The 19724-nt window shown below is 55.6% G+C and carries 16 protein-coding genes; 15 read left to right on the top strand and 1 reads right to left on the bottom strand.

The window, feature by feature from the left end:
* The first annotated feature begins 29 nt into the window (after positions 1–29).
* The 13 genes from ftsL to lpxC all read left to right on the top strand — a co-directional run bounded on the left by ftsL (position 30) and on the right by lpxC (position 15535).
* On the top strand, positions 30–344 hold the full coding sequence (gene ftsL, locus K0I31_RS17935; RefSeq protein ID WP_011867256.1) for a cell division protein FtsL: 315 nt from the start codon (positions 30–32) through the stop codon (positions 342–344).
* Positions 341–2077 (top strand): peptidoglycan D,D-transpeptidase FtsI family protein, encoded by a 1737-nt coding sequence (locus tag K0I31_RS17930; protein ID WP_144201733.1) that lies wholly within the window; start codon positions 341–343, stop codon positions 2075–2077. The genes ftsL and K0I31_RS17930 overlap by 4 nt, the downstream gene beginning before the upstream one ends.
* Complete coding sequence (murE, locus tag K0I31_RS17925) at positions 2074–3543, top strand: UDP-N-acetylmuramoyl-L-alanyl-D-glutamate--2,6-diaminopimelate ligase (protein WP_220080898.1); 1470 nt, start codon at positions 2074–2076, stop codon at positions 3541–3543. Before K0I31_RS17930 ends, murE begins: the two co-directional genes overlap by 4 nt.
* Positions 3540–4910: a UDP-N-acetylmuramoyl-tripeptide--D-alanyl-D-alanine ligase gene (locus K0I31_RS17920; protein WP_220079243.1), complete on the top strand. Its 1371-nt coding sequence runs from the start codon at positions 3540–3542 to the stop codon at positions 4908–4910. Before murE ends, K0I31_RS17920 begins: the two co-directional genes overlap by 4 nt.
* Positions 4910–5992, top strand: a complete 1083-nt coding sequence (gene mraY, locus K0I31_RS17915) for a phospho-N-acetylmuramoyl-pentapeptide-transferase (protein ID WP_011867252.1) — start codon at positions 4910–4912, stop codon at positions 5990–5992. The genes K0I31_RS17920 and mraY overlap by 1 nt, the downstream gene beginning before the upstream one ends.
* A gap of 6 nt (positions 5993–5998) precedes the next feature.
* Positions 5999–7330 carry a UDP-N-acetylmuramoyl-L-alanine--D-glutamate ligase gene (murD, locus tag K0I31_RS17910; protein ID WP_220079242.1) on the top strand — a complete coding sequence of 444 codons (1332 nt, stop codon included), beginning with the start codon at positions 5999–6001 and terminating at the stop codon, positions 7328–7330.
* On the top strand, positions 7323–8537 hold the full coding sequence (gene ftsW / locus K0I31_RS17905) for a cell division protein FtsW (RefSeq protein WP_011867250.1): 1215 nt from the start codon (positions 7323–7325) through the stop codon (positions 8535–8537). The genes murD and ftsW overlap by 8 nt, the downstream gene beginning before the upstream one ends.
* Entirely contained in the window at positions 8538–9632 is a 1095-nt protein-coding gene (gene murG, locus K0I31_RS17900) for an undecaprenyldiphospho-muramoylpentapeptide beta-N-acetylglucosaminyltransferase (RefSeq protein ID WP_220079241.1), read from the top strand. It abuts the gene before it with no gap.
* Positions 9625–11079, top strand: a complete 1455-nt coding sequence (murC, locus tag K0I31_RS17895; protein ID WP_220079240.1) for a UDP-N-acetylmuramate--L-alanine ligase — start codon at positions 9625–9627, stop codon at positions 11077–11079. The genes murG and murC overlap by 8 nt, the downstream gene beginning before the upstream one ends.
* A gap of 143 nt (positions 11080–11222) precedes the next feature.
* A complete protein-coding gene (locus K0I31_RS17890; protein WP_220079239.1) occupies positions 11223–11987 on the top strand; it encodes a cell division protein FtsQ/DivIB in 765 nt (254 codons plus the stop codon).
* 3 nt (positions 11988–11990) lie between these two features.
* Positions 11991–13226: a cell division protein FtsA gene (gene ftsA, locus K0I31_RS17885; protein WP_011867246.1), complete on the top strand. Its 1236-nt coding sequence runs from the start codon at positions 11991–11993 to the stop codon at positions 13224–13226.
* Positions 13227–13260: 34 nt separating this feature from the next.
* Positions 13261–14436, top strand: a complete 1176-nt coding sequence (gene ftsZ, locus K0I31_RS17880) for a cell division protein FtsZ (protein WP_011867245.1) — start codon at positions 13261–13263, stop codon at positions 14434–14436.
* 178 nt (positions 14437–14614) lie between these two features.
* Positions 14615–15535, top strand: a complete 921-nt coding sequence (gene lpxC / locus K0I31_RS17875; protein WP_011867244.1) for a UDP-3-O-acyl-N-acetylglucosamine deacetylase — start codon at positions 14615–14617, stop codon at positions 15533–15535.
* Positions 15536–15538: 3 nt separating this feature from the next.
* Here lpxC and K0I31_RS17870 read toward each other — a convergent pair whose 3' ends face one another.
* Positions 15539–15994, bottom strand: coding sequence for a DUF721 domain-containing protein (locus tag K0I31_RS17870; protein ID WP_144201747.1), 456 nt, complete (start codon positions 15992–15994; stop codon positions 15539–15541).
* Positions 15995–16021: 27 nt separating this feature from the next.
* Here K0I31_RS17870 and K0I31_RS17865 point away from each other — a divergent pair, with 27 nt between their 5' ends.
* A complete protein-coding gene (locus tag K0I31_RS17865) occupies positions 16022–16921 on the top strand; it encodes a M23 family metallopeptidase (protein WP_011867242.1) in 900 nt (299 codons plus the stop codon).
* 58 nt (positions 16922–16979) lie between these two features.
* Positions 16980–19703 (top strand): preprotein translocase subunit SecA, encoded by a 2724-nt coding sequence (gene secA / locus K0I31_RS17860; RefSeq protein ID WP_220079238.1) that lies wholly within the window; start codon positions 16980–16982, stop codon positions 19701–19703.
* Positions 19704–19724 lie beyond the last annotated feature (21 nt).

Raw genomic sequence — 19724 nt, 5'->3', positions numbered from 1 at the left:
AGCAGACGTAAGAGACTAGGGGAACGCTAGTGAGTAAGTCACAACTTAACCTGACTCGTATCGTATTACTCGATCTTTGGCACCACAAGTGGGTGCTTTTGATGGCTTTTATTGTGATTGCGAATGCCATTTTGGTGGTTTACACCAGCCATTCCAGTCGCAAGTACACCAGCCAGTGGGATCAGTTGCTGCAGGAACGCGACCGCTTGGATATCGAATGGCGCAACCTGTTGCTGGAAGAGCAGTCGCAGTCGGAACATAGCAGGGTGACACGGATTGCCACGAAAGAGCTGGAGATGAAGCGGCCGTTACCCAACGAAGAAGTGGTGGTGAGAGTACCATGAGCAAGCAGGCGAAACGTAAACAGAAACCACAGCTGATCCACTGGCGTCTCTACGTCGTGGTCGGTTTCGTGTGTCTGCTGTTTACCAGCCTGGTGGGCCGCGCCGCCTATATTCAGATCATCGAGCCGGAAAAACTACGTCACGAGAGTGACATGCGCACCTTGCGTACCACGAGTAACGAGGTGCACCGAGGCATGATCACCGATCGTAACGGTGAAATGCTGGCGGTGAGCGTACCGGTCAAGGCGGTCTACGCCGATCCTAAGGTGGTGCATGATCGAAACGGCTTCGCCGATATGCGCCGCTGGCAGGCGCTGGCCGACGTGCTGCATGAGCCCAAGGAGGAGATCCTGGCGCGGGTGCAGACCAATCCCAAGAAACGTTTTACCTACCTCAAACGGCAGGTTACACCTGCGGTGGCCGAGTATATCAAGCAGCTCAAGCTACCCGGCGTCTACCTTAAGGCAGAGTCGCGCCGCTACTATCCCACCAGTGAGATCAGCGCCCAGCTGGTGGGCCTGACTAATATCGATGACGTGGGTATCGAAGGGATCGAGAGTACATATAACGACTGGCTCACGGGTACGCCCACCAAGCACAAGGTGCGTAAGTCCCGCGACGGCCACGTGGTGGAGCGTCTGGACACGGTGCAGACTGGCGAGAGCTCAAACGATCTGGTGCTCAGTATCGATCAGCGCATTCAGCAGCTGGCCTACCGCGAGATCAAGCGCGCGACCGAGATCAACCAGGCTACCTCGGCCTCTATCGTGGTGCTCGACGTGCACACCGGCGAGGTGTTGGCCATGGCGAACACCCCCAGCTACAACCCTAACTCCCGTGATAACCTGCAAAGCTATCGCATGCGTAACCGAGCCCTGACCGACGCCTATGAGCCGGGTTCCACCATCAAGCCCTTCGTGGTCGCCGCGGCGCTCGAGGCCGGCACCATCAAGGAAGATCAGATCTTCAAGACACATCCTGGTCGAGTGCGTATCGGCGGCAAGATAGTGCGTGACGGTCGCAACTATGGCGACATGTCACTGGCCGACGTCTTGGTGCATTCCAGTAACGTGGGGATGACACAGATAGCCTTGTCTATGCCGGTACAGGAGCTGCTGGGTTACTATCAGGCCATGGGGCTGGGTAACTATTCTGGCATCAACCTGCCGGGCGAGAGCGCCGGTCTTATCCACGACCGTCGTCGCTGGTCCGATTTTGAGCGGGCAACTCTCTCCTTCGGTTATGCCCTGACCGTCACACCACTGCAGATCGCCCGCATGTACGCCATGTTGGGCAGCGGCGGCGTGCTCTATCCTTCATCGATCCTCAAGCTGAAGAAGGAACCCGAGGGCGAGCAGGTGATCTCTCCCGAGGTGGCCCGCAGCGTGATGCAGATGCTGATCGGCGTGACCGAGCCAGGTGGCACCGCCAAGAAGGCCCATATCGATGGCTACCCGGTTGCGGGTAAGACGGGGACCGCCCGTAAGGCCGTGGCCGGTGGCTATGGTGAAGATTATGTCGCCCTGTTTGCCGGGGTCGCGCCCGTACACAATCCGAGACTCGCCATGGTGGTGGTAGTCAATGAGCCCAAGGGCGATCGTTATTATGGCGGCGATGTGGCCGCTCCCGTGTTTGCCAAAGTGATGTCAGGGGCACTACAGATGTTAAATGTTGAGCCGATCAGCGCTCGAGAAAAAGTTCAATTGGCCGGTAATGTCAGGAGGGGCGAATAATGCAGCTATGCGATCTCCTAGCCCCCTGGTTTCATTATGCCGGTGGTGAGTCCCTCAGCCATCTTACGCTGGATAGCCGCGAGATAGGCCAGGGCAGCGTGTTTGTCGCCGTGCCCGGTCACAGGGTCGATGGCAGAGACTATGTCGATACCGCCCTGTCGCAAGGGGCCGTAGCGGCGCTTATTCATACCGACGATCCGGCAGAGCATGGCAAGGTGAGCCAGGACAATGGCCTGCGTATCTATTTCTTTCAGCTACAGCGTCAGCTATCGGCGCTCGCCTCTCAGCTCTATGTGCTGGGAAGGGATAGGATCAAGCTGATCGGCGTAACCGGCACCAATGGTAAGACATCCGTGACTCAGCTGATCGCTCAGCTAAGCGATGGTCTGGGCAAGCCGGCCGCCGTCATGGGCACCCTAGGCAATGGCCTGTGGGGCCAGCTGGTCGACAGCGGTAACACCACGGCGGATCCCATTACCGTGATGCGCCAGCTAGAAGATTTTGACCGCCAGGGCACGGCCGTGTGCGCCATGGAGGTCTCCAGTCATGGCTTGGTACAGGGACGGGTTGATGCTGTGCCTTTCGATGTGGCCGTGTTTACCAACCTGAGTCGGGATCACCTGGATTACCACGGTTCTATGGATGCCTATGGTGCGGCCAAGCAGCGCCTATTTAGATTCAGCTCGTTGAGTCATGGCCTGATCAACCTCGACGATCCTGTTGGGCGTCAGTGGATCCAGGATAAGCGCTGCAAGGGCTTGGTGGGCTTTAGCATTCAAGGCCAGGAAGGCGCTGCTATCTATACCAAAGAGGTGAAGCAGCATAACCAGGGCGTCAGCGCGACCTTAGTCTGGCCCGAAGGCGAGGCGAAGATTGACTCGCCCCTGCTGGGTATCTTTAACCTGTCTAACCTGGTGGCGGCCTTGGGCGCCCTCTATCTGAGCGGCTACGCCATGGCGCAGCTGTTGACTCAGGTGTCCAGCCTCCAGCCTGTGGCGGGACGCATGGAGCGTTTCACCACGCCAGAAGGCGTCACCCTGGTAGTGGATTACGCCCATACGCCGGACGCCATAGAGCAGGCGCTGCGAGCGCTGCGTGGTCACTGCCGCGGCAAGCTGTGGTGCGTCTTTGGCTGTGGTGGCGACCGTGATAAGGGCAAGCGTCCCCTGATGGCCCGCGCCGCCGAGGAGAACGCCGACTGCGTCATGGTGACCAGCGACAATGCTCGCAGCGAAGATCCCATGGCGATTATTCAAGATGTACTGGCCGGACTCAACAAGCCGCAGATAGCCCTGACTCAGGTCGATAGACAACAGGCGATCCGCGAGGTGGTGACCTTGGCCTCCAGCGGCGACCTCATTTTGCTGGCCGGTAAGGGCCATGAGACTTATCAGGAGATCGCCGGCAAGCGCCTGGATTATGATGAACGAGCCCTGGCGGCGGCAATTGCGAGGGGCGGCAAATGATCCCACTTAAACTGTCAGAGCTCGCCAAGGTACTGAATGCCAAGCATATCGGCGACGATTTAAGCGTCAGCAAGGTATCGAGCGATAGCCGGGTGGTGGATGCACAGACTCTGTTTGTCGCCTTAAAAGGTGAACGTTTCGATGCCCATGATTTTGCCGCCAAGGCGGTGATGGATGGCGCTAGTGCCCTGCTGGTTGAGCGTGAACTACCGATTGCCGCGCCCCAGCTTATTGTGGCCAATAGCCAGAAGGCCATGGGTCAGATAGGTGCCCATGTGAAGCGGTGCGTCGCGCCCAAGAGCGTGGCCCTGACCGGCTCGAACGGCAAGACCAGCGTGAAGGAGATGGTGGCGACCATATTGTCGACCCTGCATCAGGTGCTCTATACCGCGGGCAACTTCAACAACGAAGTGGGCGTACCCCTGACCCTGCTGCGCCTCGAGCCGCAACACGAATATGGCGTGTTCGAACTGGGTGCCAATCATCTCGGTGAGATTAATTACACTTCATCTTTAGTGCAACCCGATGTGGCGATGGTTAATAATGTCGCCTCGGCGCATTTAGAGGGTTTTGGCTCGCTCGAAGGCGTGGCTAAGGCCAAGTCTGAGATCTTCCTCCACCTGGCTAAGGATGGCGTCGCCGTGATCAATGCCGACGACGCATTTGCCGATGTGATGCGCCGCGCGGCCGCTAACCATAACCAGTTGAGTTTTTCATCCCAGGGGAATCCAGCAGATGTCAGCGCCGATGAGCTCAGCGCCGACGCCTTGGGCTGTTATCGCTTTCGAATCGTGTATCGGGATGAGCAGCGTACCGTCAGCCTGCCGCTGTCGGGCCGTCATCAGGTGAGTAACGCCCTGGCGGCGACCAGTATCTGTCTGGCGCTGGGATTGTCGCTGGATGAGATAGTTCAAGGGCTTATGCGGTTACAACCCGTGAAGGGACGTATGCAGCCGACGCGTCTGGGACGTTTCTTGCTGATAGACGACACCTATAACGCCAATCCGGCCTCGGTGGGAGCGGCAATCGACTGGCTTCAAGAAATTGAAGGAAATCGCTGTTTAGTACTGGGCGATTTGGGCGAATTAGGTGACAATGCGTCCCTTTTACATCGGCAGCTGGGCGAAAAGGCCAAGCAGCAGGGGATCGATGCCTTGTATTCACTGGGAGAGTTGAGTCGGGCGAGTAGCGAGGCTTTCGCCGGCAAGCATTTTACCGACTTAGATGCATTGGTTGTTGATTTAGTTAGTTATTTTAACCAGTTAGCCGGCAAGGTGACTGTGTTAGTTAAGGGGTCTCGAAGCGCCAGAATGGAGCGGGTTGTCGAGGCCCTCATTGCCGCTTTTGAGCGCAAGGAGTTGTTTTAATGCTGGTTTATCTGGCTGAGTATCTAACCCAGTTTTATACCGGGTTTAACGTTTTCTCATATGTGACCTTCAGGGCGATCCTGGGGCTGTTGACCGCCATGGTGTTTAGCCTGTGGTGGGGACCCAAGATGATCGAGCGTCTGCAACTGCTGCAGATAGGTCAGGTGGTCCGTAATGAAGGACCCGAGTCGCATTTTGCCAAGCGCGGCACACCCACCATGGGTGGCCTGTTGATCTTGGCCGGCGTCTTCATCAGCGTATTGCTGTGGGGCGATCTGGGTAGCCGCTACGTGTGGGTCATGCTCTTCGTGCTGGGCGCCTTCGGCCTTATCGGCTTCATCGACGATTATCGCAAGGTAGTGCGCAAGGACACCAAGGGGCTTATCGCGCGCTGGAAGTATATCTTGCAATCCCTGGCTGCCTTGGCCATCGCCTTCTATCTGTACGCCTCGGCGGGCAGTGAAGGCGAAACCCAACTGGTCTTGCCCTTCTTTAAGGATGTGATGCCACAGCTGGGCGCCTTCTTCATCCTGCTGGCTTACTTCACCATAGTAGGTTCGAGCAACGCGGTGAACCTGACCGATGGTCTGGATGGTCTGGCGATTATGCCGACCGTGATGGTGGCTGCTGCTTTTGCGCTGATCGCCTATCTGTCTGGTCACGTGCAGTTTGCCAACTACCTGCATATTCCTTATCTGCCTGGCTCGGGCGAGCTGGTGATCGTCTGCACCGCCATCGTCGGTGCGGGCTTGGGCTTTTTGTGGTTCAACACCTATCCGGCCCAGGTCTTCATGGGTGACGTGGGATCCCTTTCTCTGGGCGCGGCACTGGGCACCATAGCCGTGTTGGTGCGTCAGGAGATCCTATTGGTGATCATGGGCGGCGTATTCGTGATGGAGACAGTTTCTGTGATCCTGCAGGTCGGCTCCTACAAGCTGCGCGGTCAACGTATCTTCAGGATGGCACCTATCCATCACCACTACGAGCTGAAAGGTTGGCCCGAGCCCAGGGTGATCGTGCGTTTCTGGATCATCTCCCTCTTCCTGGTGTTGCTAGGCTTAGCAACCTTAAAGTTAAGGTAAGACGCCATGGCGAGTCAGTACACGCACATAGTATTAGGATTGGGGGCCACAGGGCTCTCTGTAGTGCGTTATCTCATTAAGCAGGGCATCACGCCATTGGTGATGGACAGCCGCGAGAATCCACCGGGTCGCGAGACCCTGAGTCAGGAGTTTCCCGAGGTGCTACTGCTCACCGGCGGTTTCGATTGCCGCTACCTGGTGCAGGCTAGCCAGATCGTCGTCAGCCCCGGGATCCCGCTGGATACCGCCGAGGTGCGAGCCGCGGTGGATATGGGCATAGATATCGTTGGTGATGTCGAGCTGTTTGCCAGAGCGCTGGCAGATCGCCCCGCTTGCGTCATCTGCATCACGGGATCTAATGGTAAGTCGACCGTCACCACGCTGGTGGGTGAGATGGCCGTCAAGGCGGGCCTCAAGGTGGCAGTGGGCGGCAATATCGGCGTGCCCGTGCTGGACCTGCTGGATGGTGACCATGAGTTGTTTGTGCTCGAGCTATCTAGCTTCCAGCTGGAGACGACGGCTAGCCTCAACTGCATCAGCGCCACCTGCCTCAACATCAGTGAAGATCACATGGACAGGTATTCGGATCTCGAGAGTTATCGTCAGGCTAAGCTGCGTCTGTATGACCAGACCAAGCTGGCAATCTTCAACCGCGACGATCTGCTGACTCGCCCGAACGAGCCGATGAACCAGAACAGCTTTGGCCTCTCTCTGCCCGAGGGAGATGAGTGGGGCGTAAACCACGGTGTCCTGGTGCATGGCACGACCGAATATGTTGCCGGCGATCAGGTTTCACTGGTGGGTAGTCACAACCAGGCCAACTTGCTGGTCGCCATGGCGCTGGCCGATAGCGCCGGTGTCGATAAGGCGGCCATGGTCGAGGTGGCGAAACAGTTCAAGGGGCTGGCCCATAGATGCGAACTCGTGGGTAAGCATCAGGGCGTGAGCTATGTGAACGATTCCAAGGCGACCAATGTGGGCGCTACCATAGCGGCCCTGCAGGGGCTGAGCGACCATGAGGGTCAGATTATTTTAATCGCCGGTGGTGACGGCAAGGGCGCCGATTTCTCGGCGCTACGCGGCGCACTGCTGGGCGTCGGTCAGGTGATCACCCTGGGGCAGGATGGCGACAAAATTGCCGAGCAGTTCGACGGTGCTATTCGCGTCGAGTCGATGCAAGAGGCGGTCGCCAAGGCGGCCCAGTTGGCTAAGCCGGGCGATCTGGTCCTGCTGTCGCCTGCCTGTGCCAGCCTGGATATGTACGCCAACTTCATGGCCAGGGGCGATGATTTTCGTGCCCAGGTGAATGCCTTGGCCCAAGAGGTGATGCATGCGTAGCGACGAGCGTCAACTAAGCCTGTTTGGCAGCTCCCTTAGCTGGTCGCTGCCGAACCTGTTTAGTCAACGTGAAGCGCCGGGCATGCAGCTCTATGACAGAGCTTTGCTGTTTGCGATCATCTCCCTGATAAGTTTCGGCTTCATCATGGTGATGTCGGCCTCTATGCCTGAGGCCACGAGTTTGACGGGCAACCCCTATCACTTCGTGTGGCGCCATGTGGCTTACCTGATGGGGTGCGCCCTGATCGCCGCCGTGGTGTTGCAGATAGAGATGCACAGCTGGCAGCAGCTGAGTCCTATTTTGCTGCTGGTCGTCGGCATCATGTTGGTGGCTGTGCCGATAGTAGGCACCACGGTAAACGGGGCGACCCGTTGGTTGTCGGTGGGGCCTATCCGTATTCAGGTGGCCGAGATCGCCAAGTTTGCCTTCGCCATCTATATGGCGGGTTATCTGGTGCGGCGTCATCAGGAGGTGCGGGAAAACGCCAAGGGTTTCTATAAGCCCATTGCCGTGTTTGCCGTGTATGCCTTTCTGATTTTGCTACAGCCTGATCTCGGTACCGTGGTGGTGCTGTTTGTCGGCACTGTCGGTTTATTGTTTTTAGCCGGTGCAAGATTACTCGATTTCTTCGCGCTGATCTTGACCGGGGCCATGGCCTTCGTCGGCCTGGTATTGCTGGAGCCTTACCGTATGCGACGGGTGACCTCGTTTCTGGATCCTTGGCAGGATCCCTTCGGTAGCGGTTATCAGCTGACCCAATCTTTGATGGCCTACGGCCGCGGCGATTGGCTGGGACAGGGCCTGGGGAACAGCATTCAGAAGCTGGAATACCTGCCCGAGGCCCACACAGATTTTATCTTTGCCGTGATCGGCGAAGAGTTAGGGTTTCTCGGCATCATCGCCGTGTTGTCGGTACTGCTGTTTGTCGCCCTGAGAGCGATAAAGCTGGGTAACCTGTGCCTGCTTGGCGATCGGGCCTTCGAGGGCTATCTGGCCTATGGCATAGGCATCTGGATCTGTTTCCAGACTGTGGTCAACGTGGGCGCCAGCATAGGCATGCTACCCACCAAGGGGCTGACACTGCCCTTCATCAGTTATGGCGGCAGTAGCCTGTGGGTGATGACGGCAGCGGCAATGATATTGATCCGTATCGATCATGAGAGAAGATTAAGCCTGATCCAGGCAGTACAAGGCAAGGTGAAATAGATGGCGTCAGAGAAACGTATTTTGATCATGGCGGGCGGCACGGGCGGACACGTGTTCCCGGCGCTTGCCGTGGCCAAAGCGTTAGCCAAACAGGGCTGGCAGGTGCGCTGGCTTGGCACCGCCGATCGTATGGAGGCTCGTCTGGTGCCTCAACATGGTTTCGATATCGATTTTATCGATATCAAGGGGGTGCGCGGCAACGGCTTGATCCGTAAGCTCGCGGCGCCCTTTAAGATCTTACGTTCCATCATGCAGGCGCGTGAGGTGATCAAAGAGTTTAAACCCGATGTGGTGCTCGGCATGGGCGGATTCGCCAGTGGTCCGGGTGGGGTTGCCGCCAAGCTAAGCGGCATCCCTCTGGTGCTGCACGAGCAAAACGCCATCCCAGGCATGACCAACAAGTTGTTGTCGCGCATCGCTACCCGCGTGCTGTGCGCCTTCGAAAACACCTTCGAGGGCGATGCCGAGGTGGTGGGCAACCCGATCCGCAGTGAGCTGATCGCTCTGGGGCGCAGCGAGCAGCCAATCGTTCCGGACGATGCCCTTAGGGTGTTGGTGGTCGGCGGCAGCTTGGGTGCCAAGGTGTTTAACGACCTGATGCCGAGCGTGACGGCAGCGGTGGCCCAGCACCATTCGATGACGGTATGGCATCAGGTGGGTAAGGGTAATCAGGCACAGGTGGAGGCGGAATATCTGCAGCTGGGACAGTCCGGCAGCGTCAAGGTGGCCGAGTTTATCGATGATATGGAAGCGGCCTATCGCTGGGCCGATGTGATTCTGTGCCGTGCGGGCGCCCTGACTGTGTCGGAGGTAGCGGCGGTGGGCCTACCGAGTCTCCTGGTGCCTTACCCCCATGCGGTAGACGATCACCAGACCAAGAACGCCCAGGTCTTGGTGGAAGCGGGCGGTGCATTTTTGCTGCCGCAGACAGTATTAGATAGTGAGAAGTTGATCAGCAAGCTGCAGATCTTGGCTTCAGACCGTAAGGCCCTCATCGAGATGGGGCAGCTGGCCAAGAGTGTTGCCGTATTAGATGCCACAGAGCGGGTCGCCGCCGTGTGTATCGCGCTGGCAAGTAAGGAAAAAGATGATTAAAACCGAAGAGAAGTACGCCCAATTAAGAACCATCATTCCAGAGATGCGTCGCGTCAAGCGGATCCACTTTGTGGGGATCGGCGGCGCGGGTATGGGCGGTATTGCCGAGGTCTTGGTAAACGAAGGTTATCGTCTTAGCGGTTCCGATATCGCCGAGAATGCCGTGACGGCGCGCCTTAAGCGCCTCGGTGCGGCGATCTTCATCGGTCACAGTGCCGATCAGGTCAAGGGCGCCGATGTAGTGGTGGTCTCTACGGCCATCGATGCCAGTAACCCAGAGATTCTAGCGGCCCAGGAGCGACGCATTCCTATCGTTCGCCGGGCAGAGATGTTGGCCGAGCTGATGCGTTATCGCCACGGTGTGGCGGTGGCCGGTACCCATGGCAAGACGACCACTACGAGCTTGATTGCCAGCGTCTATGGTCAGGCAGAGCGGGACCCGACTTTCGTGATCGGCGGCCTGCTTAACAGTGCCGGCACCAATGCCCGTTTGGGTAAGAGCCGTTACCTGATCGCCGAGGCCGATGAGAGCGATGCCAGCTTCCTGCATCTGCAACCCATGGTGAGTGTGGTCACCAACATCGAAGCCGACCACATGGATACCTATGAAGGGGATTTCGAGAAGCTGAAATCCACCTTCGTCGACTTTTTGCATAACCTGCCGTTCTACGGCGTGGCCGTGGCCTGTATCGACGATCCTGTGGTGAGAGAGATACTGCCCCGCATTGGCCGCAAGGTAGTGACCTATGGTTTTAGCGAAGATGCCGACGTGCAGGCACTTAACTTCGAGCAGCAGGGTTATAGCTCACGCTTTACCGTGCGCCGTGAAGGGATGGCAGATCTGGACCTGAGGGTTAATCTGCCGGGTCGTCACAATGTGCTCAATGCTCTGGCGGCCATAGCCGTGGCCACGGAAGATGAGATTGAAGATGAGGCGATCATCCGCGCCCTGGATGAGTTCCAGGGCATAGGTCGTCGTTTCCAGCAGCTGGGTGAGTTCACTACCACAGCAGGCGATGTGATGCTGGTCGATGACTATGGTCATCACCCCAGCGAGGTGGCGGCAACCATCAAGGCGGCGCGGTCCGGTTGGCCGGATAAGCGTCTGGTGATGATCTATCAGCCCCACAGATACAGCCGCACCCGGGATCTCTATGATGATTTTGTCGAGGTCTTGGCCCAGGTAGATTGCCTGCTGTTACTCGATGTCTATAGCGCCGGCGAGGCGCCGGTACCTGGTGCAGACAGCCGTGCCCTGTGCCGCTCGATTCGTCAGCGTGGCCAGATAGATCCTATCTTCGTGGCCGAGCCCGAGCAGCTACAGACGATACTGCCTGGGGTGTTGCAGGGGGGCGATATGCTGCTGACCCAAGGGGCCGGCAATATCGGGGCCCTGAGTCGTCAGCTGGCCGATGCCGGTTTGCAGTTTGAGTCGGAAAACCAATGAGGTTGAGGGCATCTTGCCCCGGCCTCGATGAAGCTTTTGACGCTAGAGGTGAGGTAGTTATAATGGCCGGTTCCTTAGGACTGCCCTCTGGCAATAAATTGATTGATTTTTATACATTTAATGATGCGTTAGGGCGATAAGCAGTGTCCTTAAGAGAGCTAGGTAGCGGTTGGAAAAGCAGGTTGGGACAGGTCGATTGGTACCTGTGTTTCGGCTTGATTTTTCTGTTCCTGGTGATCTGTGGTTTATCTATGGGAGGCTGGAAGCTTCACCTGGTACTAAACGACGCCGATGCCCTGCCGATTGAGGCGGTGGCGATCAAGGGTGACAGGCAGTTTACCAGTGACGCCGAGATACGCAGTGCGCTGCAGGATCTGATGCAGAGAAGCTTCTTTTCGGCGGATGTGAATCAGGTACAGCAGGCGCTGGAAAATCTGCCCTGGGTCTACCACGCCTCTGTGAGGCGCGAGTGGCCGGCAAAGTTAAAGGTGTATCTGGTGGAGCAGACGCCAGTCGCCCACTGGAACGAGACAGATTGGCTCAACGACCAGGGGCAGGTGTTTAAGGCGCCCCGTCGTGAGGGCATAGGCCCGCTGCCTAATCTGGTCGGCCCGGAAGATCAGGCGAAGTCTGTGTTGACTAACTATCGCCAGGTCAGTGAATTATTGAAGATCAACGGGTTCGATTTGGCCCGTTTAGAGTTAAGCCCCAGACATGCCTGGTTAGCCGTGCTGGCCAACGGCATAGAGTTGAAGCTGGGAAGGGAAGATAAGATGGCAAGGGTGCAGCGCTTTATCCATGTGTATCCCACATTGGTGAAACAGGATAAGCCCGTTGCCCGAGTCGATTTGCGCTACGATACCGGATTGGCCGTAGGTTGGGATGAAGCACAAGATGAGAGCCGTTAATTAATGACCAAGAATCAAGATAGAAATCTGATCGTTGGATTAGACATAGGAACGTCCAAAGTTGCTGTGATCATCGGTGAGGTATTACCCGATGGTGAGATCAGTGTGGTCGGTCTCGGCAGTCACCCCTCCCGCGGCATGGATAAGGGCGGGGTAAACGATCTCGACTCTATCGTGCGTAGTGTGCAACGCGCGCTGGATCAGGCCGAGTTGATGGCCGATTGTCAGGTAGCCTCGGTATACCTAGGCATCTCGGGTAAGCATATCCAGTGTCAGAACGAAAATGGCATGGTGTCGATTAACGACGAAGAGGTGACCCAGGAAGACGTAGACAACGTCATCCACACCGCGCGTTCGGTGAAGATCCCGACCGAGCGTCGTATTCTGCACGTCTTGCCGCAAGAGTATGCCATCGACGTACAAGATGGTATCCGCAGCCCAATCGGCATGTCGGGTATGCGTATGGAAGCTAAGGTGCATATCGTTACCTGCGCCAACGACATGGCCAAGAATATTACCAAGAGTGTCGAGCGTTGCGGCCTGAAGGTAGATGACCTGGTGTTCTCGGCCATCGCCTCGGCTGATGCCGTGCTCACCGACGATGAGAAAGACCTAGGCGTCTGCCTGGTGGATATGGGCGGCGGCACCACAGATATCACCATCTACACCAATGGCGCCCTGCGTCACTGCGCCGTGGTGCCTGTGGCCGGTAACCAGGTGACCAGCGATATTGCCAAGATTTTCCGTACGCCGCTGTCACATGCGGAGCAGATTAAAGTGCAGTACGCCAGCGCCAGAAGCGCCATGGTGAGCCGCGAAGACAGCATAGAGGTGCCATCGGTCGGCGGACGTCCGTCGCGCACCATGTCGCGCCATACACTTGCCGAGGTGGTTGAGCCTAGGTATCAGGAGCTGTTCGAGCTGGTGCGTAAAGAGCTGCGCGACTGCGGCCTGGAAGATCAGGTTGCCGCAGGTATCGTACTCACGGGCGGTACCGCATCGATTGAAGGCGCGGTAGATGTCGCCGAGGCGACCTTCGGCATGCCGGTTAGGGTAGCCGAGCCGTTGCCGGTGAAAGGATTATTTGAATATGTGAACCAGCCCATCTACTCCACGGGTGTTGGGTTGTTACATTATGGTGCAAGACGTGTGCTCGAGAGACAGTTCGAGCGCCCCGAGCGCCAAGGGGTGACCAGTCTTTGGAATCGGGTCCAGAGCTGGTTTAAGGGTGAGTTTTAAGGTTAATAACGCAGACTAAAACGGAGAAAAGACCATGTTTGAGATCATGGATAGTCATTCCGATGAGGCGGTGATCAAGGTCATCGGCGTCGGTGGCGGTGGTGGTAACGCCGTCGAGCATATGGTGAAACACAATATCGAGGGTGTTGAGTTCGTTGCAACCAATACCGATGCCCAGGCGCTACGTAAGTCGGCGGCGGGCACGACCATTCAGTTGGGTCGCGATGTCACCAAGGGGCTTGGCGCAGGCGCCAACCCAGAGATCGGCCGCCTGGCGGCCGAAGAAGACAGGGAGAACATCCGCAGCGCGATCAAGGGCTCGGACATGATCTTTATCGCCGCCGGTATGGGTGGTGGTACGGGTACAGGTGCCGCACCTGTCGTGGCCGAGATCGCCCGTGAAGAGGGGATCCTGACCGTTGCCGTGGTGACCAAGCCGTTCCCATTCGAAGGCAAGAAGCGTATGGCTTATGCCGACCAGGGTATCGAGATGCTGGCCAAGCATGTGGACTCGCTGATCACTATTCCTAACGAGAAGCTGCTCAAGGTTTTAGGCCGTGGCACCTCATTGCTCGACGCCTTCGCAGCAGCCAACAACGTGCTGCTCGGCGCAGTACAAGGTATTGCCGAGCTGATCACCCGTCCGGGTCTGATTAACGTCGACTTCGCCGACGTTAAGACTGTGATGTCTGAGATGGGTAATGCCATGATGGGTACAGGCGTCGCCAGCGGTGAAGATCGCGCCGAAGAAGCGGCCGAAGCTGCCGTGGCCAGCCCGCTGCTGGAAGATATCGATCTGGCGGGTGCCCGTGGTGTATTGGTGAACATCACCGCCGGTATGGACATGAGCATCGAAGAGTTCGAGACAGTGGGTAACCATGTTAAGGCTTATGCATCAGATAACGCGACTGTGGTTGTGGGTGCGGTTATCGATCCAGAGATGAGCGACGAGCTGCGTGTAACCGTAGTGGCAACCGGTATCGGCGCCGAGAAGAAGCCTGATATTCAACTGGTTTCTAAACCTGCGCCGCGTCCAGAGCCAATGCCAGCACCTGAGGTCAAAATTGAACTTCCAGTGGAAGAAGCTGTCCCACAGGCAATGGGGGCGGGTAATGTTGTGCAGGTAGCACAACCAGCCGCGGCCGCCGCGCCTAAGAGTGACCTTGATTACTTAGATATACCGGCATTTTTGCGTAAGCAAGCTGACTAGTTTCAGGACGGAGCGTGCTAGTCGGCGCCATATACCTGAATGTGGTACGACGATTTTCGTCGGTAAATTTTGGTGAATTGGCAAAGATATGCTAGCATGTCCGACCTGCTGCGCCTTTGTGCGCCGCTTTGCTGTGCAGAAATAAACGCTTTTTGGTTGTGATAAAACGGGTAACTAAATGATTTTTCAAAGAACTGTTAAAGAAATGGTTAAGACCACCGGTGTCGGATTGCATTCCGGTAACAAGGTGACTTTGACGATCAAACCCGCGCCAGTTAATACAGGGATCGTGTTGGTTCGTACCGACTTGACGCCAAGCGTGGCCATTGCCGCCAAGGCGGATCAAGTGCGTGAGACGACCATGTGTACGGCGCTTGTGAATGACGAAGGTGTTCGTATCTCAACGATTGAGCATCTGTTTGCCGCCCTGGCAGGTTTAGGCATAGACAACGCGACAATCGAAGTCGATGCCCCTGAGATCCCCATTATGGATGGCAGCGCCAGCCCATGGGTCTTCCTGTTGCAATCTGTCGGCATTCAGGAGCAAAGCGCAGCAAAGAAATATCTAAGAATCAAGCGCCCGGTGCGTGTTGAAGATGGTGATAAGTGGGCCGAATTGCGTCCATTCAAAGGGTTCAGAGTCGATTTCGCGATCGATTTCAATCACCCTGAGATCGCCAGAAGTCAGCAGCATATGGTGATGGATTTTTCCTCTTCTGCCTTCGTTCGCGATATCAGCCGCGCCAGAACCTTTGGGTTTATGCGCGACATCGAATATCTGCGTGCCAATAACCTAGCATTAGGTGGCAGCATGGAAAATGCCGTTGTGCTTGATGAATATCGCGTCCTCAACCCCGATGGTCTGCGTTATGAGGACGAGTTTGTTAAGCACAAAATTCTCGATGCGTTCGGTGATCTCTATGTCGCCGGTCACGCTATCGTCGGTGAATTCCGTGCGTTCAAGACAGGCCACGCGCTGAATAATCAGCTGGTTCGCGCCCTGTTAGCCGAGCAAGATGCTTGGGAATTGGTAAGCTTCGAGAAAGAAGAAGAGGTACCAGTCAGTTTCGCCGTGCCAGCCGGTGCGGTATTGGCGTAACGCTTATTTGGATTGCCTTGAACGGCTGGCTAAAGCAGCCAGCCGTTTTAGTTTTTGGCCTAGGGAACCTTCTATATGCTCGGCCAAGGCGTCGATATGCGCCGCAGCGGTTTCGCTTATCTGGTTGTGAGCCTGCTTTGATTTTGTCTCATACATTTTCAGGCTTGGGTTGACTTTAACCTCGATAGCGGACAGCATGGGGAGCGTTTCGGCTTGTAACTGCTGTAAAAGTTTGGGTTTTTGGAAGTTTATTCTCGCAGCCCATGCGGCGGTACTGGTTTCGATAACGAGCACACCTTGACGGAAGTTGGCGACTTTTAGTTGTTCCGAGACAGGACCGGTGATCACCTGTTTAACATAGTGATCCAGGTGAAGCAGTAGTTCTGCTTTTTCGGCGATAGAGGGCAATTGACCCTGCTGAAGCAGTAATTGACTGAGGTCCTGCGGGGGCTTTTTCATAACATAATAAAATGGCTTAATGAGGCTATGAGTGTAACAGTTTTTATTCAAGGTCGGAATGGTGCGACGCGCTGGCAGCCGGGTAAGCGTTGGCTATTATTACCGGTTTTGCTTATTGCCGCAGGCACTGGCTTATATCAGCATAACGCCAAACAAATTCAGCAACAGCAGGCCAGCGTCGATAACGAACGTGTTGCTCGTGAAGAGCAGAAAAACGAGCTTATCGAACTTAAAGGCGCGACCGAATCGCAATTGGCGATCTTGGTTACCCACGTGGCTAAGATGCAGGCCAAGCTTGCACGTCTCGAGGCCCTGGGCCAGCAAGTTGCAAAAGATTACAAACTCGAAGATCAATTCGATTTCTCTTCTGAAGTCGGTGTTGGCGGCCTGAGCGAACTGGGCAGCAACATCGAACTCGATCAGCTTATCCAGGACATGGATAGGCTAGTGTCACGAATAGATAACAATAATGTTCAATTATCACTACTTGAAACGGTGACATCTAATCTCCATATAGATGAAGAACGTTATATCTCAGGGCGTCCCATCCAGAAAGGTTGGTTGTCTTCGCCCTACGGTTTACGCAATGATCCCTTTAACGGCCGCAGAACCATGCATAAAGGCATAGACTTTGCTGGCAAAGAGGGAGCCGATGTTGTCGCCACCGCGGGCGGCGTCGTAACATGGGCAGGCAATATGTTTGGTTATGGTGAGTTGGTTGAGATAGATCATGGCAATGGTCTGCGAACTCGCTATGGACACAATAAGTCTTTGTCAGTAGCTGTAGGTGATGTGGTCGCAAAAGGCGAAAGTATTGCCAAAATGGGGAGTACGGGTCGTTCGACCGGTCCCCATGTGCATTATGAAGTGTTGCGTGGTGGACAGCAGATAGATCCTAAGAAGTATGTCTACCGCAAGGCAGGTTAAACTAAAATAGGCTTTTAGACTCGACAGGGACTTAGCCAACAACATAAAAGTGGTTCAGATGTTTGGTAAATTACTGACAAAAATATTTGGTAGTCGTAACGATCGCACCCTAAAAACTCTCGGTAAGATTGTCACAAAGATTAATGCCCTCGAAGCGGATTTTGAGAAGTTTTCCGACGAGGAACTCAAAGCCAAGACGGCCGAGTTTAAGCAGCGATTGGAATCGGGCCAGACGCTGGACGACGTCATGCCGGAAGCCTTTGCCGTAGTGCGCGAAGCCTCTAAGCGTGTGTTTGAGATGCGTCACTTCGACGTGCAGCTACTGGGTGGTATGGTACTGGACAGTAACCGTATCGCCGAGATGCGTACCGGTGAAGGTAAGACGCTGACCGCAACTCTCCCTGCCTATTTGAATGCCTTGACCGGCAAAGGGGTTCACGTGATCACAGTGAACGACTACCTTGCCCGTCGCGACGCGGAAAACAACCGCCCTCTATTTGAATTCCTGGGTATGACAGTCGGCGTGAACATCGCCGGTATGGGTCAGGCCGAGAAGAAGATGGCCTACGCGTCTGACATTACCTATGGTACCAACAACGAATTTGGTTTCGATTACCTGCGCGACAACATGGCATTCTCGCCTAACGAGCGCGTGCAGCGTCCACTGCATTATGCACTGATCGATGAGGTCGACTCGATTCTGATTGATGAGGCGCGTACGCCACTGATCATCTCGGGCGCCGCAGAAGACAGCTCTGAGCTTTATATCAAGATCAACACCCTGATCCCTCACCTTATCCGTCAGGACAAAGAAGATACCGAGGAAGAGATCGGCGATGGCGATTACTCTATCGATGAGAAGGCCAAGCAGGTCCACATGACTGAGCGTGGTCAAGAGAAGGTAGAAGTCCTGCTGACAGAACGTGGCATGTTGGCCGAAGGCGATTCGCTCTACTCTGCTGCCAATATCTCGCTGTTACACCATGTCAACGCGGCGCTACGCGCCCATACCCTGTTTGAAAAAGATGTCGACTACATAGTACAAGATAACGAAGTGATCATCGTCGATGAGCACACGGGTCGTACCATGCCGGGTCGTCGCTGGTCGGAAGGTCTGCACCAGGCGGTAGAAGCCAAAGAAGGGGTGCATATTCAAAATGAAAACCAGACGCTGGCGTCTATCACCTTCCAGAACTTCTTCCGTCAGTATGAAAAACTGGCCGGTATGACAGGTACTGCCGATACCGAAGCGTTCGAATTCCAACACATCTATGGCCTGGATACTGTAGTTATCCCGACCAACCGCCCTATGGTGCGTAAGGACCATGCGGATCTGGTCTACCTGACGGCGGAAGAGAAATACGATGCCATCATCAAAGACATCATAGATTGTCGTGACCGTGGCCAGCCAGTACTGGTGGGTACTGTCTCTATCGAACAATCTGAGCTGCTCCATAGCATGCTCAAGAAGGCGAAGATCCCTCACGAAGTACTTAACGCTAAGTTCCACGAGCGTGAAGCCGAGATCGTTGCCCAAGCGGGTCGCAGTGGCGCGGTGACCATCGCAACCAACATGGCGGGTCGTGGTACCGATATCGTGTTAGGCGGTAACTGGAACATGGAGATCGATACCCTCGAGAACCCAACTGCCGAGCAGAAAGCCAAGATCAAGGCCGATTGGCAGGTGCGCCACGACGAAGTGGTTGCCGCAGGCGGTCTACATATTCTCGGTACCGAGCGTCATGAATCACGTCGTATCGATAACCAGCTACGTGGCCGTTCGGGTCGTCAGGGTGATGCAGGTTCATCACGCTTCTATCTGTCGATGGAAGACAGCCTGATGCGTATCTTCGCCTCTGAGCGTGTCTCATCTATGATGAAGAAGCTTGGCATGGAGAAAGGTGAAGCGATCGAGCATCCATGGGTATCCCGCGCGATTGAAAACGCCCAGCGTAAGGTTGAGGCACGTAACTTCGATATTCGTAAGCAACTGCTTGAGTTCGATGACGTGGCCAACGACCAACGTCAGGTAGTATATGCTCAGCGTAACGAGTTGATGGATGCCGAGAGCATTCAAGACACTATCGTGAACATCCAGGCCGATGTGGTTAATGGTCTTATCGACCAGTACATTCCACCACAATCGGTTGAAGAGCTGTGGGACATTGCCGGCCTAGAGACGCGTCTCGAGCAAGAGTACGCGTTAAGAATGCCTGTTCAGGAGTGGTTGGATAAGGAAGATGACCTGCACGAAGAGACGCTGCGTGAGCGTATCGTCGAGATTTGGGTGAAGGCTTATAAGGCTAAAGAAGAGATGGTAGGTGCCCAGGTACTACGTCAATTCGAGAAGGCCGTGATGCTGCAGACCCTGGATGGCCTGTGGAAGGAGCATCTGGCGGCGATGGATCATCTGCGTCAAGGTATCCACCTTCGTGGCTATGCGCAGAAGAATCCTAAGCAAGAGTACAAGCGTGAGTCCTTCGAGTTGTTCCAGCAAATGTTGGAATCTTTAAAGCATGACGTGATCAGCATTCTCTCTAAGGTACAGGTTCAGGCGCAGTCTGACGTTGAAGAGATGGAAGAGCGTCGTCGCCAGGAAGAAGCTAAGGTGCGCCGCGATTATCAGCACGCCGAAGCCGAAGCCCTCGTAGGTGCCGAAGAGGCGCAAGCCTTGGCCGCTACTCAGCCAGTGGTGCGTGAGGGGGAGAAGGTTGGCCGTAACGATCCTTGCCCTTGTGGTTCGGGACGTAAGTATAAGCAGTGCCACGGCAAGTTGAGTTAAGACCAAGTTGAGCTAAGACTT

It is taken from the genome of Shewanella spartinae, assembly GCF_019457555.1.
Taxonomy (GTDB): domain Bacteria; phylum Pseudomonadota; class Gammaproteobacteria; order Enterobacterales; family Shewanellaceae; genus Shewanella; species Shewanella loihica.
The sequence above is the reverse complement of the archived record's forward strand: the minus strand, read 5'-3'. Positions and strand labels throughout refer to the sequence as shown.

Coding starts and splice junctions, on each gene's coding strand:
- K0I31_RS17930 (WP_144201733.1), top strand. CDS start 341: ATGAGCAAGCAGGCGAAACGTAAACAGAAACCACAGCTGATCCACTGG.
- K0I31_RS17920 (WP_220079243.1), top strand. CDS start 3,540: ATGATCCCACTTAAACTGTCAGAGCTCGCCAAGGTACTGAATGCCAAG.
- mraY (WP_011867252.1), top strand. CDS start 4,910: ATGCTGGTTTATCTGGCTGAGTATCTAACCCAGTTTTATACCGGGTTT.
- murD (WP_220079242.1), top strand. CDS start 5,999: ATGGCGAGTCAGTACACGCACATAGTATTAGGATTGGGGGCCACAGGG.
- ftsW (WP_011867250.1), top strand. CDS start 7,323: ATGCGTAGCGACGAGCGTCAACTAAGCCTGTTTGGCAGCTCCCTTAGC.
- murG (WP_220079241.1), top strand. CDS start 8,538: ATGGCGTCAGAGAAACGTATTTTGATCATGGCGGGCGGCACGGGCGGA.
- murC (WP_220079240.1), top strand. CDS start 9,625: ATGATTAAAACCGAAGAGAAGTACGCCCAATTAAGAACCATCATTCCA.
- ftsA (WP_011867246.1), top strand. CDS start 11,991: ATGACCAAGAATCAAGATAGAAATCTGATCGTTGGATTAGACATAGGA.
- ftsZ (WP_011867245.1), top strand. CDS start 13,261: ATGTTTGAGATCATGGATAGTCATTCCGATGAGGCGGTGATCAAGGTC.
- lpxC (WP_011867244.1), top strand. CDS start 14,615: ATGATTTTTCAAAGAACTGTTAAAGAAATGGTTAAGACCACCGGTGTC.
- K0I31_RS17870 (WP_144201747.1), bottom strand. CDS start 15,994: ATGAAAAAGCCCCCGCAGGACCTCAGTCAATTACTGCTTCAGCAGGGT.
- K0I31_RS17865 (WP_011867242.1), top strand. CDS start 16,022: ATGAGTGTAACAGTTTTTATTCAAGGTCGGAATGGTGCGACGCGCTGG.
- secA (WP_220079238.1), top strand. CDS start 16,980: ATGTTTGGTAAATTACTGACAAAAATATTTGGTAGTCGTAACGATCGC.